General features: G+C 65.0%; 16 protein-coding genes and 2 riboswitches. Of the genes, 12 read left to right on the forward strand and 4 right to left on the reverse strand.

From position 1 onward, the window contains the following. Positions 1–26: 26 nt before the first annotated feature. From AC50X5_RS13575 to AC50X5_RS13600, 6 genes are all read left to right on the forward strand, one after another. On the forward strand, positions 27–944 hold the full coding sequence (locus AC50X5_RS13575; RefSeq protein ID WP_494976605.1) for an SIS domain-containing protein: 918 nt from the start codon (positions 27–29) through the stop codon (positions 942–944). Between the two features lie 8 nt (positions 945–952). Next, positions 953–1,903 (forward strand): ROK family protein, encoded by a 951-nt coding sequence (locus AC50X5_RS13580; protein WP_494976606.1) that lies wholly within the window; start codon positions 953–955, stop codon positions 1,901–1,903. 14 nt (positions 1,904–1,917) lie between these two features. Then, entirely contained in the window at positions 1,918–2,853 is a 936-nt protein-coding gene (locus AC50X5_RS13585; RefSeq protein WP_494976607.1) for a 1-phosphofructokinase family hexose kinase, read from the forward strand. Continuing rightward, positions 2,850–3,689, forward strand: a complete 840-nt coding sequence (locus AC50X5_RS13590) for a class II fructose-bisphosphate aldolase (protein ID WP_494976608.1) — start codon at positions 2,850–2,852, stop codon at positions 3,687–3,689. Before AC50X5_RS13585 ends, AC50X5_RS13590 begins: the two co-directional genes overlap by 4 nt. Positions 3,690–3,708: 19 nt before the next feature. Further along, a complete protein-coding gene (locus AC50X5_RS13595; protein ID WP_494976609.1) occupies positions 3,709–4,512 on the forward strand; it encodes a DeoR/GlpR family DNA-binding transcription regulator in 804 nt (267 codons plus the stop codon). Between the two features lie 80 nt (positions 4,513–4,592). Next, complete coding sequence (locus AC50X5_RS13600) at positions 4,593–5,438, forward strand: CPBP family intramembrane glutamic endopeptidase (RefSeq protein ID WP_494976610.1); 846 nt, start codon at positions 4,593–4,595, stop codon at positions 5,436–5,438. An 89-nt stretch (positions 5,439–5,527) separates the two neighbouring features. Here the strand turns inward: AC50X5_RS13600 and AC50X5_RS13605 are convergent, their stop codons facing one another. Then, positions 5,528–6,166, reverse strand: coding sequence for a VOC family protein (locus AC50X5_RS13605; RefSeq protein WP_494976611.1), 639 nt, complete (start codon positions 6,164–6,166; stop codon positions 5,528–5,530). A 130-nt stretch (positions 6,167–6,296) separates the two neighbouring features. Beyond that, a riboswitch (SAM riboswitch) is annotated at positions 6,297–6,412 on the forward strand. Positions 6,413–6,449: 37 nt separating this feature from the next. Between AC50X5_RS13605 and AC50X5_RS13610 the strand changes: the two genes are divergently transcribed. Next, entirely contained in the window at positions 6,450–7,766 is a 1,317-nt protein-coding gene (locus AC50X5_RS13610; RefSeq protein ID WP_494976612.1) for a bifunctional o-acetylhomoserine/o-acetylserine sulfhydrylase, read from the forward strand. 84 nt (positions 7,767–7,850) lie between these two features. Beyond that, positions 7,851–7,964: riboswitch (SAM riboswitch) on the forward strand. Positions 7,965–7,977: 13 nt separating this feature from the next. Continuing rightward, positions 7,978–9,117, forward strand: a complete 1,140-nt coding sequence (gene metX, locus AC50X5_RS13615) for a homoserine O-acetyltransferase MetX (RefSeq protein ID WP_494976613.1) — start codon at positions 7,978–7,980, stop codon at positions 9,115–9,117. A 33-nt stretch (positions 9,118–9,150) separates the two neighbouring features. On the opposite strand, the gene AC50X5_RS13620 is transcribed toward metX, so the two are convergent. Continuing rightward, positions 9,151–9,630 (reverse strand): hypothetical protein, encoded by a 480-nt coding sequence (locus tag AC50X5_RS13620; protein ID WP_494976614.1) that lies wholly within the window; start codon positions 9,628–9,630, stop codon positions 9,151–9,153. Positions 9,631–9,691: 61 nt separating this feature from the next. Next, the gene (locus AC50X5_RS13625; protein WP_494976615.1) at positions 9,692–10,540 is read right to left on the reverse strand and encodes an SGNH/GDSL hydrolase family protein; all 849 of its coding nucleotides are present in this window, start codon (positions 10,538–10,540) and stop codon (positions 9,692–9,694) included. Positions 10,541–10,617: 77 nt separating this feature from the next. On the opposite strand from AC50X5_RS13625, the gene AC50X5_RS13630 reads away from it, so the two are divergent. Further along, positions 10,618–11,268, forward strand: coding sequence for an alpha/beta hydrolase (locus tag AC50X5_RS13630; protein WP_494976616.1), 651 nt, complete (start codon positions 10,618–10,620; stop codon positions 11,266–11,268). A gap of 50 nt (positions 11,269–11,318) precedes the next feature. On the opposite strand, the gene AC50X5_RS13635 is transcribed toward AC50X5_RS13630, so the two are convergent. After that, on the reverse strand, positions 11,319–11,570 hold the full coding sequence (locus tag AC50X5_RS13635; RefSeq protein ID WP_494976617.1) for an RNA-binding S4 domain-containing protein: 252 nt from the start codon (positions 11,568–11,570) through the stop codon (positions 11,319–11,321). Between the two features lie 39 nt (positions 11,571–11,609). Between AC50X5_RS13635 and AC50X5_RS13640 the strand changes: the two genes are divergently transcribed. The 3 genes from AC50X5_RS13640 (at position 11,610) to AC50X5_RS13650 (ending at position 15,158) form a co-directional block, all read left to right on the forward strand. Next, positions 11,610–12,632 carry a DMT family transporter gene (locus AC50X5_RS13640; protein ID WP_494976618.1) on the forward strand — a complete coding sequence of 341 codons (1,023 nt, stop codon included), beginning with the start codon at positions 11,610–11,612 and terminating at the stop codon, positions 12,630–12,632. A gap of 114 nt (positions 12,633–12,746) precedes the next feature. Then, a complete protein-coding gene (locus AC50X5_RS13645; RefSeq protein WP_463937379.1) occupies positions 12,747–14,132 on the forward strand; it encodes a glycine--tRNA ligase in 1,386 nt (461 codons plus the stop codon). A gap of 3 nt (positions 14,133–14,135) precedes the next feature. Further along, complete coding sequence (locus AC50X5_RS13650) at positions 14,136–15,158, forward strand: GNAT family N-acetyltransferase (protein ID WP_494976619.1); 1,023 nt, start codon at positions 14,136–14,138, stop codon at positions 15,156–15,158. Positions 15,159–15,170: the final 12 nt, after the last annotated feature.

Here is a 15,170-nt window from a genome sequence, read left to right on the forward strand (position 1 = left end):
ACTTACGGCCGTTAAGGAGCACTCTCATGACGCAAGGCACGCCAGGAGCATTCATGGAGGAGGAACTCACCTCCCAGCCCGAGATGTGGCAGCGTGCCATTGCCCAAGCGGCACGCGAGGAGCTCCTGCCCGCGGACGGCGAGCGCGTGGCGGTGGTTGGCTGCGGCACGTCATGGTTCATGGCCCAGAGCTACGCCCAGGCGCGCGAATCCAAGGGCAAGGGCCTGACCGACGCCTTCGCCGCCTCGGAAGCCTTCCTGAACAGCAACAGCCCGGTACGTACTTACGACGCCGTTATCGCCATTACGCGTTCCGGCACCACCACGGAAGTACTCGAGCTGCTGGGCGCGCTCAAGGGGAAAGTCCGCACCATTGCCCTGATCGGTGACCTCCAGTCGCCCATCGTCGGCCTCGCCGATGCGGTGATTGGGCTGCCTTACGCGGATGAGCAGTCCGTGGTCCAGACCCGCTTCGCCACTTCGGCCCTTGCCTACCTGTTGGCCAGCCTGGGGGAGGACCTGGACGAGGCGGTGGCCGAGGCCCGTGCCGCCGTCGTTGAACCCACCTCGCCAGAGCTCCTGGAAGCAGGGCAGTTCACCTTCCTTGGCCGCGGCTGGACGGTTGGCCTGGCCTATGAGGCGGGCCTGAAGATGCGTGAAGCAGTGCAGGACTGGACGGAATCGTACCCGGCCATGGAATACCGGCATGGCCCCATTTCCATAGCGTGCCCGGGGCGGGTTACCTGGCTTTTCGGAGAGCAGCCGGAGGGCCTGGACCAGGACATGGCGGCCACCGGAGCGCTTTATATCAACACCGGCAAGCACCCTTTGGCCGAGCTTGCCCGGGTCCATAAGGTGACCCTGGACCGGGCCCGGGCCCGTGGACTCAATCCGGACCTGCCGCGCAACCTGACGCGTTCGGTTATCCTCGGCGACTCAGCCTAGGAAGCGGCATGATCCTTGGTGCCGCAGAGTCCGCAGTGCTCGCGTTCGACGTCGGCGGCACGGATCTTAAAGCGGGCATTATCAATACTGACGGCAGCGTCCTTGGGATGCGCCGGGTTCCCACCCCGCGCGATCCGGACCGCCCGGCCGACGCCATCCTGGACCGGCTGGCCGAACTGGCCGGGGACCTGGCAGCCGAATTTCCTGAGACCACGATTGCGGCAGCGGGCGTCATTGTGCCGGGAATCGTAGATGAAGTGGCCGGCATTGGCAGCTACTCGGCCAACCTGGGCTGGCGGAACTACCCGTTCGCCGCAGAGGCAGGGCGCCGGCTGGGAGTCCCGGTGGCCTTTGACCATGATGTCCGCTCGGCCGCTGCAGTGGAACACCGGTATGGCGACTCGCGGGAATTTGGCGACGTGGTGTTCATGGTGGTCGGCACCGGCATCGCGGCGGCTGTTTTCTCGGGTGGGCACCTGGTGACTGCAGGCGGCTTCGCGGGGGAACTGGGACATGCCCTGGTACCGGTACCGGACGGTGCCGGCAGCACCATCCTTGAAGCCGTAGGTTCCGCCGGCGGCATTGCCGGACGCTACCGCGCGGCAACGGGTGAAGTGGTGGCCGGGGCCAGGGACGTGCTGGAGCGCGGACGCTCCGGAGATGCTGTGGCGGCCCGGATCTGGGCGGATGCAGTAGACGCGCTGGCGTTCACCATCTGCCAGTGTGTCAGCATCATCGGCACCGAGGCAGTGGTGATCGGTGGCGGCCTGGCTGAAGCCGGCGAGGAACTCCTGGAACCCATCCGGAAGCGCGTGGACGCGTCATTGAACTTCCACCGCCGTCCGGTGATCCTCCGAGCCAGGCTGGGCCAGGACGCCGGGCTTCTCGGCGCCGGCCTGAACGCCCGCAAGCTGCTGGCGGACCCGGGGCGGGCGCGCCGTAAAGGGGGCGGTCGGTGAATCGGATTATTACCGTGACTCCGAACCCTGCGGTGGATGTGACCTATCACGTGGCGGGAATCGTCCCTGGCGGAAGCCACCGTGTGGAGGCGCCGCAGAGCCACGCCGGAGGCAAAGGCATCAACGTCGCCAGGGTGGCCCACCAATTGGGCAGCAACGTCCTGGCCATTGCGCCTTGCGGTGGCAGCACGGGCACGGAATTTTCTGCGGACATTGCCGGTTCCGGAGTTCCGCACCGTCTGGTCCAGGTGCAGGTTCCCATGCGCCGCAGCGTTGCCTTGGTGGACACCGAGGGCGGGCAAACCACCATCTTCAACGAAGCCGGCCGGCCGCTCCGGCCCGAGGACTGGCGGAGGCTGGCAGACGCCGTCGTGGCCGGTCTCAGCGGTGAGGACGGTTATCCGCCCGGCGTGCTGGTGGGCGCCGGAAGCCTCCCACCAGGGGCGCCTGCCGATTTCTACGCTTCGCTCGTGGCACTGGCCGCAATGGCCGGGATTCCGGCGATCATCGACACCTCAGGGCCAGGTATCCTCTCGGCTGCGGCAGCCGGTGCGGACCTCCTCAAGCCCAACATCGACGAACTGCTTGAAGCTACAGGTGAAACAGACCCCGTCCCTGCCGCCCGGAGGCTCCTTGCCCTCGGCGCCCGGCGCGTGCTGGCAAGCGCCGGGGAACAGGGGATGCTCCTGTTTGATGCAGCCATGCCTGGCCAGTACCTCACGGCACGGCTTCCCAAGCCACTGACCGGCAACCCCACAGGGGCCGGAGACGCGGCCGTGTCCGCTGCCGCCGTCATGCGGGCCCGCGGCGATACCAACGCCGAGGCACTTCTCCGGGCAGCGACGGCCTGGTCCGCAGCCGCCGTTCTGATGCCTGCCGCCGGTGAGATATCACCGTCGTTCCGGGACTTTGAAAGTCAGCTCATTCTGTCCCGGAAGGACACCGTATGACCCTGGTCAATACCCGTGAGCTGGTCCAGGATGCTGCCGCCCGTGGCACCGGACAAGGAGCGTTCAACATTATCCACCTCGAAACGCTGGAGGGGTTGGTAGCCGGTGCAGAGGCGGCTGGCCTGCCGCTGATCCTGCAGGTCTCCGAGAACTGCGTGGCCTATCACGGCGGGCTTGAACCTCTCGCTGCAGCAGCACTGGCAGTCGCCAGGGAAGCGGCGGTTCCGGTGGCGCTGCATCTAGATCACGCAGAGTCCGAAGAACTGGCGGTGCAGGCGGTGGAGCTGGGGTTCGGATCGGTGATGTACGACGGCGCCAGGCTGGCATATGCGGCAAACGTCGCCGCTACCCGGCGCATCGTGGAATACGCCCACGCCAGGGGTGTTTACGTCGAGGCGGAGCTGGGCGCGATCGGCGGAAAGGACGGCGCCCACGCGCCCGGGGTGCGGACGGATCCGGCCGAAGCGGCGCAGTTCGTGGCAGCTACCGGTGTGGACGCGCTCGCAGTAGCAGTTGGCTCTTCGCACGCCATGACCCGCCGCGACGCCACACTGGACCTTGCCCTGATAGCCAGGCTGCGGGACGCATCGGCGGTTCCGCTGGTGCTTCATGGCTCGTCCGGAGTGCCAGATGACGTGCTCGTGGCAGCAATTCGCGCCGGCATGACTAAAATTAATGTATCCACTCACCTCAACGGGTTCTTCACGCGCGCCGTGCGGAACTACCTTGACGGCCATCCGGACGTGGTGGACTCGCGGACGTACTTAAAAGCAGGCCGGGAAGCATTGGTGCCGGAGGCCGCACGCTTGTTAACACTCTTTGCGAAAACCACATAGTCCACACCCGGAGGTAGTGATGACACGCACCGAAAGACTCACCGCAATCCTGGATCTCCTGGCTGTTTCAGGCCAGGTGGACGTTGAGGACATTGTCACGCGCCTCGGGGTTTCGCCGGCAACAGCGCGCCGCGACCTGGACAGCCTGGCCAAGCAGCGGCTCCTCAGCCGCACCAGGGGTGGGGCAACCACGGGAGTGGTGTCCTATGACCTTCCCGGCCGGTACAACAGGGACGACCACGCCCAAGCCAAACACCAGATCGCACTGGCAGCCTCGGCCCTGATTAAGCCCGGCGCGGTGATCGGACTCAGCGGTGGAACCACCAGCACAGCCCTGGCGCAGGTGCTTGCCACCCGGCCGGACCTGAACACCACCTCCCAGCGGGCAACGCTGACGGTGGTTACGAATGCCATCAACATCGCCTCCCAGCTGGCTGTCCGGCCCAACATCAAGATCATGGTCACCGGCGGGATCCTCAACCCCCGCTCCTACGAGCTGGTGGGGCCCTACACGGACATCATCATGGAGAAGGTAGCGCTGGATATTGCCTTCGTTGGAGTCAACGGCATCGATCCGGAGTTCGGACCCACCATCACTGATGAAGGCGAAGCCTCCGTCAACGCCCTGATGGCCCGGCGTGCGTCAATTTCCTACGTCCTGGCTGATTCCTCGAAGGTGGGGAAGAGGGCGTTCGCTACCATGGCCGGCTACGAATTCCGCCGGTTAATTACCGATGCCGGGATATCCGCCAGCGACAAGGAAGCCTTTGAAGCCGGGGGCACCGAGGTGATCCTGGCTCCCACCGACTCAGAGCAGGACTGACCCGCCTCTGCCGGCGCTCCCACACCACCGGCATAAAGCTCCTTCAGCGAACTGCCGGGTAGAACAGGCAAGATGGGAACATGCTGGTTACGTCCCGCCGTCGGTTGCGGTTTGAAGTCTGGATTGTCCTTGGCCTCTCGCTGGGCCAGTCAGCCGTGTATTCAGTGGTCCAGTTGCTGGACAAGATGAGCCGGGCTCCCTTGGCGGAGGGAACGTCCACCCTGAACCGCTCGCAAAGCAGCCGGGAGTACTTTGACCTGACCTACCAGCTGCTTGACATCATCTTCGCGCTGGTGCCGGTGGCGCTGGTGCTGTTCTTCCTTAGCTCCGAGCGGCAGGGATCTGTTGCGGGCCTGGCCCCGGGTGCTGTCTCAAGAACTGCCCCGGGCATGCCTGCCCAGCCGACTCCGGGGCTGGAGAAAGGCAATTTGCCGTCGGTATTCCGCCGGCTCGGCATGGACGCCACCAGGCCATGGCGGGACCTCCTGCAGGGCGCCGGCCTCGCTGCGCTGATCGGGATTCCTTCGCTGGGCCTGTATGCCGCCGGCAGGGCGCTGGGAATCACCACGGCCATCATCCCCAGCGCGCTGGACGCCTATTGGTGGACCGTTCCCGTTCTGGTCCTCTCCGCTGTCAGGCACGCGCTTGTTGAAGAGGTCATTGTGGTGGCGTATCTCCTGGACCGGTTCGGCCGGTTCGGCTGGAGCGTGCCGCTGGCCATCCTGCTGAGCTCCGTGCTGCGCGGCAGCTACCACCTCTACCAGGGCTTCGGGCCGTTCATCGGCAATGTGGTGATGGGCGTTATCTTCGCCTGGCTATACACCAGAACCGGGCGGGTCATGCCGCTGATTGTCGCCCATGCCCTGCTGGACATCGTGGCATTCGTGGGGTTCAGCCTGATAGGGAGTGCGATGGGGCTCGGCTGAGTTATCGCTAGGCCCGTTAAGCGAATCGGCCGCCGGCTGCGGGTGGCATCGTTGGCACCCGCAACAGGCGGCCGAAGTATTGGAGATGGTCAGATGGTCACGGCGCCGGATGCTGTTTCGAACGTGACAGACAGGATACCGGGGGTACCGTGCGGTGCCATCCAGTCGACGGAAACGTCCTCAAGTGGCTTCTCCACCGGTTCGCCCAGCCACTCGGTGACGCGTTCGGCGGAACCGGCGATGGTGAGGCTGGACATCTTAACGTTGCTCTCGTACGCATTGGACGGGTGCAGGGCGGGATCACCCTCCCACTTGAGCAGGTACGGCACCTGGGGATCGGCAATGAGTCCCAGGATTCCGATCTGCTTCCATACGAGTTCGCGGCCATCCGGGAACTTGCGGTTGCCGTTCACGGCGGAGCGGCCCAGCCTGGCCTCAAAAGGAGTCAGGTCCTCCACTTCGACGCACCATCCCATCCAGCCGCCGCCGGCGGCGGAGCGGGCGCGGACGGCCTGGCCAAAGGGGGCCTTGTCTGATGCAGGGTGGTCAAGCACTTCCACTACTTCTAGGTACTTGTGGCCGGCCAGCGGAAAAATCATGTTCCGGGTGCCAAAGCGGGGGTGGACTCCGCCCTTCACAGCGTCGACCCCCAGTGCAGCGGAGATGCGTTCGGTGGTGGCAGCGAGGCCATCGTGTTCACAGGCGTAAGAGACGTGATCCATGCGCATGCCTTCATCTTGGCACTTTGTGATCGGGCTCTCAGCTAAGGGTACCCTTAGCGGCTTACTCGTCTAGGCATTGGGAGAAAGTTCGTCACAATTCTGGTCATCCTACTGACTGCTTCCTACACTGGGTCCAGGTCATGAGTGCCAGCGTTTTGCCCCGGCTTGCTGGCCGGCAACCCTCCATCCGCGGTGGGGTGCCCCGGGTGAAGACCGGGCTGTCCGGCAACCGCCGGGTGGCAAGCGCGCCCCGGCCCATGATGGGACCGGGCATTCTCCAGGAGCTTTAATGTCCAATGCATGGTCCTTCGAAACCCGCCAGATCCACGCAGGCCAGGAGCCGGACGCCGCAACCGGCGCCAGGGCACTGCCCATCTACCAGACCACCTCGTTCGTCTTCCCGTCCGCCGAAAGCGCGGCCAACCGCTTTGCCCTCAGCGAGCTTGCACCGATTTACACCCGGATCGGAAACCCCACCCAGGACGCGGTCGAACAGCGCATCGCCAGCCTTGAAGGCGGTCTTGGCGCCTTGCTGCTGAGCTCCGGCCAGGCGGCGGAAACCTTTGCCATCCTCAACGTCGCCGAGGCCGGCGATCACGTGGTGGCCAGCCCCAGCCTCTACGGCGGCACGTACAACCTCCTGGCGCACACGCTCAAGCGCTTCGGCATCTCCGTGACGTTCGTAGAGGATCCGGACAACCTGGACCAATGGCGTGACGCCGTCCAGGACAACACCAAGCTTTTCTTCGGCGAGGTCGTGTCCAACCCCCGCCAGGACGTGTTGGACATCGAAGGTGTCGCTGCCGTGGCGCATGCCGCCGGGGTGCCGCTCATCGTGGACAACACCCTCTCCACGCCCTACCTGATCCGTCCCATCGAATGGGGCGCCGACATCGTGGTGCATTCCGCCACCAAGTACCTCGGCGGGCACGGCACGGCAATCGCCGGTGTCATCGTCGATTCCGGGAACTTCGACTTCGGCAAGGACCCTGAGCGCTTCCCCGGATTCAACACCCCGGACCCCAGCTACAACGGCCTGGTGTACGCCCGTGACCTCGGCGTCAACGGCATCCTCGGCGCCAACCTGTCCTACATCCTCAAGGCCCGCGTCCAGCTGCTCCGCGACCTCGGTTCTGCTGTGGCTCCGTTCAACGCCTTCCTCATCGCCCAAGGGCTGGAAACACTGAGCCTGCGCGTGGAACGCCATGTTGCCAACGCCACCGCCGTGGCGAACTGGCTGGAGGCGAGGTCCGACGTCGAATCGGTCGCCTATGCCGGCCTGCCGTCCAGCCCCTGGTTCGAGCGCGGGCAGAAATACGGTCCGCGCGGAACCGGCGCAATCGTCGCCTTCAACCTTGCCGGTGGGGCCGAGGCAGGCAAGGCGTTTGTTGATGCGCTGGAGCTGCACTCCCACGTGGCAAACATCGGGGACGTACGCTCCCTGGTGATCCATCCGGCATCGACAACCCACAGCCAGCTTTCCCCGGAGCAGCAGGCAGTAGCCGGGGTGACCCCCGGACTGGTCAGGCTCTCTGTCGGCCTGGAGCACATCGATGACATCCTCGCAGACCTTGAGTCCGGCTTCAGGGCAGCCAAGGAAGCCTGAGTTCCCGCAGCACAAAGGCGGAGCGTACGTCAAAAACGTCATACGCTTCGCCTTTTTGCTGCCCTGTTTCGTAGAATCGTGGCAGGTCATGAGTGCCAGCAACAGCCCCGGCTTGCTGGCCGGCAACCCTCCTTCGCGGCGGGGTGCCCCGGGTGAAGACCTGGCCTGACGTCAGCCGACGCCAGGCAATCGCGAAGAAAAGGCACCACTCATGACGATTACCGTCTCCCGCACTGCCGCTGCCGGCGCAGTACCCGCCGCCGGGCAGCTTGACGGGACCCTCCGCTACCACTCCATCGGCGGGCTGGACCTCGAAGGCGGAGGCCACCTCCCGGACGTCATCCTGGCTTATGAGACCTGGGGCCGGCTCAATGAGGACCGAAGCAACGCCGTCCTCATCGAGCATGCCCTGACCGGCAGCACCCACGTCACCCGGGGCGGCAGCGACGAAGAAGGCTGGTGGGAGCAGCTTGCCGGTCCCGGGGCGCCGGTGGATACGGACCGTTTCTTCGTTGTGTCGGTCAACATTGTGGGCGGCTGCTACGGATCTACTGGTCCCGCGTCGCCTGCTCCGGACGGCTTGCCCTGGGGTTCCCGCTTCCCGTTAATAACCCTGCGTGACAGCACCGAGGCGGAAGCGCGGTTGGCGGACCAGTTGGGGATCGATTCCTGGTACGCCGTGATCGGCGGATCCATGGGAGGCGCCCGCGCCCTGGAATGGGCAGTGACGTACCCGCAGCGGGTCCAACGCTGCGGCGTGATCTCGATCGGAGCGGCCAGCACCGCCGAGCAGATCGCTTTTGCTCAGGCGCAGACGCTGGCCATCCGCCAGGATCCCCACTTCAGGGGCGGCGACTACTACGACGGTGCGCAGCCCGAAGCCGGGCTGGCTCTGGCACGCAGGATCGCCCACATCACCTACCGTTCGGCACTGGAACTTAACAGCAGGTTCGGGCGGGAGGCGCAGGAGCCGGAATCTCCCCTGCAACAGCAGGCGTTGGGGGAGCGGGGCCGCTACCAGGTGGAAAGCTACCTTGATCACCAGGGAACGAAGCTGGTTAAGCGGTTCGACGCCAACAGCTACATCGCCATAACAGAGTCCCTGATGAGCCACGACATATGCCGGAACAGGGGCGCCCTGCCGGATGTCCTCCGGCGGGTGACTGCCAAATTCTTCATTGCCGCTGTAGATTCCGACCGGCTGTATTTCCCGGAGCAGTCCCAGGAACTGGCCAGGGCACTGCCTGGCAATGTTCCGGTGCATGTCATCTCAGCGCCCATTGGGCATGACGGCTTCCTGACGGAAATCGGCCAGCTGGACCGGGAGCTACGGAAGCATCTCTCGGCCTAAGCCCGGCCAGGCCAAGACGGCAGGAACGGTCCGCTAGCCCTTCATGATTTCGTCACGCTGGGCCATATAGTCCTCCATGGCCAGTTCACCGGCACTGAACTTCGCGTCGAGCTCCGCAAGCTTCCGGGCGCGGTAGCCCTGTGGAGCGGACGGAACAGCAGGAGCCGGCGGCACCACGGGCGGCTGGGAGTCCCGTGGATTGGGTGTTGCCTGCTGCGGGGGAAGCTGTTCAGCCGCCGGCGCATCCTGCCACGCGGGAATGATGGGCGGCAGGTCTTGCCGGGGCTGGATCTGGCGGTAGGGACCTGCGAAGTAGTCCTGCTGCGTGTAGCCGTCCCGGTGCTGGGGCTGCCCGGGGGCGCCAGGGCCGTTGGCCGGGCCGCCGAATTCGCTGGGCGCGCCGGGCCCGCCGAAGTACCGCTCGTTCCGGCCCTTGGTGGAGCGCCGGTACCAGCGCATCAGGAACGGGATCAGGATGGACAGGATAATAATCCAGAAAAACAGGGAACTCACGGTGCCTGACCTCTCATCGGTGTACTCCCAGTTTAGTCCCGCAGAACTGTCCCGGAGTCTCTCAGCGGTGAGCCACCTCGTCGCTTCCCTTCGGGCCTTCCCCCGAACCCAGGGGAACACCCGGACCAAAGACCGGGCCCGGCGTCGGGCGTTTCGCGGTGATTCCGTCACCGGAGGAGCGGTTCCGTAGCCTCCGGAGCACCCATGGGACAAAGTACTCCCTGGCCCACACGAGGTCATTGGAACGGGCCTCCCGCCAACTGCGCGGTGGCAGCGGCTTCGGTGCCAGCGGCTCCAGCGAGTGCTGGACGTTCAGCGAATCCAGCACCATGGCCGCAATAGTGTGGTGGCCCAAAGGGGAGAAGTGCAGCCGGTCGACGTCCCACATCTGCGGATCGCTCAGCTGGCGCAACGACCACATATCGGCAATGACCGCGTCGTGGCGCGCGGCGACGGTGCGCAGGTTTTCGTTGTAAATCGCCACCTTGCTGCGGACCCGGCTCAACACCGATGATCCGGTGTCGGGGCCATTGAACAGGACCACGGTGGCGCCGGTCGTGACCAGGATCTGCACCACCGAGTCCAGCTTCGCGGCCAGGGCGTCAGGGTCGCCGCCGGGCCGGATGAGGTCGTTCCCGCCAGCAGAAACCGTCACCAGATCCGGCTTCAGCGCGAGACAGGGTGCCAGCTGCTGGTCCACAATCTGCTGCAGCAGGCGTCCGCGGACGGCCAGGTTGGCGTAGGCGAAGTCTTCATGGCCCCTGCTGAGTTCCTCTGCCACACGATCGGCCCAGCCGCGATACGCTCCGGGCCGGGAAGGGTCGGGATCGCCAATCCCTTCCGTAAAGGAATCCCCGAGGGCAACGTAGCGGCTCCAGGGATGGGTTGGGATGGCTTCCAAATCGCTCACGCCCCTATCCTGCCTTCTACACTTCAAGCTACGCCACCGTAGGTTGTTACCCGCGGGTAACTGTAAGAATGGGAACCATGACAAACGCCCACGTATTTCCTGATCCAGTTGTTGTGTGGTCCCAGCCGGAAGCCGACCGCGCAGGGAAGCCCCTGCTGGTGCTGCTGCACGGTTATGGTGCCAATGAACACGACCTGCTGAGCCTCGTGGACATGCTTCCCGCCGGGTTCGCCGTCGCCTCAGTGCGTGCGCCCATAGCCATGGGCGCAGGATTCACCTGGTTCCCGCTGACAGGCAACGTGGACTACTCGTTGGACGCAGTGAAAAAGGCGGCAGAGCACGTGCAGGACTGGCTGGATACAGTCAGGGGCAACCACCCCTCAGTGACCCTGCTCGGATTCTCTATGGGCATGGCCATGGCCACCACGCTGCTGCGCTTCCGGCCCACGGACTATGCCGCCGTCGTCGGACTTTCCGGGTTCGTGGTGAATGCGGGCGGGGATCCTGACTTCCGCGACGACCAACTGGACGGAAAGGTGCCGTTATTCTGGGGCCGGGACCAGCAGGATCCGGTGATCACGGCGGACAAGATCGAATACACGATGGGCTGGGTCCGGAACCACGTCAAGCTCACTAAGGTGCTGTACACCGGCATGTGGCACGGCATCAACCAGCAGGAAATCGGCCACGTGTCGGAGTTCCTCACCCACGAGGTCCTGAAACCCTGACGACGGCGGCCCGGCAGGGGAGGCAGTGCCTTCTCCGCCGGGACGACGGGTCAGTCCGCGGCGGGAGCGGAGATACGCACCGTCCGGCCGTTGACAGTGACGGTATCGCCGTCGTGCAGCTGGCGGCCGCGCCGCTCATCGATCTCGCCGTTGACCTTTACCAGCCCGTTCTTTATCAGCTCGGCCGCTTCCACTCCGTCTTCCACCAGGTCAGCCAGCTTCAGCAGCTGGCCAAGCCGGATCATATTGTCCCGCAGAGGAATTTCTTCAGTCGTGTTTACTTCATTGGTGTCTTCATCCATGCCCATACAAACCATCATGCCCGAGACCTGGTCCCGCCCGTGACCGCGCGTGCACTCCCTGCTTTGGCCGGCCTGCCGCTCGCAGTGGCAGCCGGGCTCGCCATCCCTGTCCAGGCCAGGATCAACGGGGCGTTGGGCGTACGGCTCAATGATGGCTTGGGTGCCGCCGTCGTCAGTTTCAGCACGGGGCTGCTGCTGATGCTGGTGGTTTCGTTCGTGTTGCCGGCCGGGCGGGCAAGCCTGGTCCGCGTCCTGCCGGCCATCCGGAACCGGGCCTTTCCCCGCATCTACGTCCTGGCCGGCACCATCGGTGCGCTGTTCGTCTTTGCCCAGTCCTTCACGGTCGGGATCATCGGAGTGGCACTGTTCACGGTGGCGACAGTCACCGGCCAGACGGTCAGCGGACTCCTGGTGGACAGCATGGGGATCGGGCCGGCCGGCCGAAGACGCCTCACACGGATCCGGCTCCTGGGCTGCTTCCTGACGGTTGCGGCCGTACTGCTGGCCGTGTCGCCGCGGTTAGGGACCGTAGGTGCCGGAGGTGCTGCAGTGGCTTCCGACGGCGGTCCGGAAGCAGGCGGGCTGGCTGCCCTTCTGCTGGTGCTGCTTTTGCCGGTGCTGGCCGGTTTCATGATGAGTTTTCAGCAGGCAATGAACGGTACGGCCACCATGCACTACGGCAGCCCACTGGCCGCCACCCTGATCAACTTCGTCACCGGAGCCGCGGTGCTCTGGATCGCATGGCTGGTTAAACTCGCAACCACAGGCGCCGGCAACCCGCTGCCGGGGGAGTGGTGGTATTACCTTGGCGGCCCCACGGGATGCATCTTCATTGGGATAGGTGCCCTGCTGGTCCGCAGCCTGGGCGTCCTGCTCACCGGGCTGGGCATGATCGCCGGCCAACTGGTCGGTTCCCTGGCCCTGGACCTGGTGATTCCCACAGCCGGAACTGTGGTGGCACCGGCAACAGTGGCCGGCACCCTGCTGACGCTGGCGGCTATTGTCCTCGCCACACTGCCCTGGCCGCGGGGAGCTTTCAGGCGCCGTGGGCCGGTAGGCTAAGACACGCAGGTTTTCTGCAGTATGTCCCACGCACCTCCCCGCCTGCATTTCGCCGGATCCGGGGCCAGAACCACGGACCGCACCCAGCGGCCCTGTAGAAATCGGAGTCTCCTTATGGCAGCAAAATCCGTCCTCGACCAGGTCATTTCCCTCTCCAAGCGGAGGGGCTTCGTGTTCCAGGCCGGTGAGATCTACGGAGGCTCGCGTTCTGCCTGGGATTACGGGCCCCTTGGTGCCGAGCTCAAGGAAAACATCAAGCGCCAGTGGTGGCAGTCCATGGTCCGTGGCCGTGAAGACGTAGTCGGCCTGGATTCCTCGGTGATCCTGCCCCGCCAGGTCTGGGAAGCCTCCGGCCACGTGGAGGTCTTCTCCGACCCGCTGGTGGAATGCCTTTCGTGCCACAAGCGCTACCGCGCGGACCACCTCGAAGAAGAGTACGAGGAAAAGAAGGGTCGCCCCGCGGAAAACGGGCTCAAGGACATCGCCTGCGCCAACTGCGGTACCCGCGGTGAATGGACCGAGCCCCAGGAGTTCTCCGGGTTGCTCAAGACCTTCCTTGGTCCGGTAGCCAACGAAGAAGGGATGCACTACCTGCGCCCGGAAACCGCGCAGGGCATCTTCGTCAACTTCAACAACGTCCTCACCACGGCCCGGAAGAAGCCGCCGTTCGGCATCGGCCAGATCGGCAAGTCCTTCCGCAACGAGATCACGCCTGGAAATTTCATTTTCCGCACCCGCGAGTTCGAGCAGATGGAAATGGAATTCTTCGTCGAGCCCGGCACGGACGAAGAATGGCACAAGTACTGGATGAACGAGCGCATGTCCTGGTACACCGGGCTGGGCCTGCGGGAAGAAAACCTCCGCTTCTTCGAGCACCCGCTGGAGAAGCTGAGCCACTACTCCAAGGGCACTACGGACATCGAATACCGTTTTGGTTTCCAGGGCTCGGAGTGGGGCGAGCTGGAAGGCATCGCCAACCGTACGGACTTCGACCTCTCCACGCATGCGAAGGCCTCGGGCACGGACCTGAGCTACTTTAACCAAGCCACCAATGAACGCTACGTTCCGTACGTGATCGAGCCGGCCGCCGGCCTGACCCGTTCCTTCATGGCCTTCCTCATTGACGCCTACACCGAGGACGAGGCCCCCAACGCCAAGGGCGGCGTTGACGTCCGCACCGTCCTGAAGCTGGACCCGCGGCTGGCTCCGGTCAAGGCTGCTGTCCTGCCGCTGAGCCGCAATGAGGACCTGTCCCCGAAGGCCAAGGCATTGGGCGCCCAGCTACGCAAAAACTGGAACATCGACTTCGATGACGCCGGTGCCATCGGTCGCCGCTACCGCCGCCAGGATGAGATCGGCACGCCGTTCTGCATCACCGTCGACTTCGACACCCTCGAAGACCAGGCCGTCACCATCCGTGAACGGGACACCATGGCGCAGGAACGCGTGTCCCTGGACAAGGTGGAAGGCTACCTGGCCGCACGACTGATCGGCGCCTGAGCAATGGGCATTGAATACCGTGAATGGCGCGACGGCGATGACCTCGCGCTGCTGGAAATCTGGGGCGATCCGGAAACCCACCAGGCGGGCCAGTTCCGTGGGGCACTCACCGTCTCCTCGTCCGGCTCTGCAGGTTCCCCGTGGCGCCGCTGCATTGTGGCCGAGGACGTGGTGGACGGCATCGGTATCCCGGTGGCGGCCGGCGTCGTCTATGAGGCATCCCTGCACCCCGAGCGCCTGTGGGCCTACATCGAGGTGGCGCGGGACCACCGCCGTGCCGGCGTCGGCGCCACGCTGCTGACCATGCTGCGCCGCGAAGCGCAGGAGTCGCCGTCGGGTGTTTCGCGGCTGCGGGCCAAGGTGCAGCCGGGAACTCCGGGCGCCGCCTTCGCTGAAGCTTTCGGGCTGACGCCGATCCAGCGTTCGCGCCTCGTTGTGGTGGATGCGGCGGCCCTTCGCCTGCCGGTCTTCCCCTCCTCCGGTGACGCCGGGGGCGGACTGACCAACGACGAAGACGCCGGCTCCGACGTCGTGATGGACCTCGCCACCGGCTCGGTGGAACTCACTGATGTAGTGGGCCGGTATTACAGCTCCATCCACGGCTGGGATTCTCCCGGTGCGCTGAGCATCGGGCAGGTCCAAAAGCTGTTCCTGGACGAGCTCACCGGAGCGCATGGCGCGATCGTGCTGCGCGCGCGGCCCGAATCAGCCTTCGGAAGCTCCGTCGCCCCTACCAAAAAGGGCCGGATCCGTGCCTTTGCCGTGAGCTACGCAGAGGCAGGCCAGGTGGAAGAAGCCCCAGGGACGGGGCAGCCCACGGACGTCTTCATCGGCCATGAGCCTGATCTTGATTCCGAGGACGCTGCGGAGGCTGTACGTGACCTGTTGTCGCTGATCGCATACCAGCACCCGGTCATGGTGGAACTGGATGACTCGATGACTGCCTTGCGTGCCGCCGTCGAACCTTTGCTTGCAGGTGGAAAGGCCCGGCTCGCGGTGCCTGAAACGCTGATCGTTTCCGACTGACCCGTCACTATC

It is taken from the genome of Pseudarthrobacter sp. MDT1-40-2, assembly GCF_059383595.1.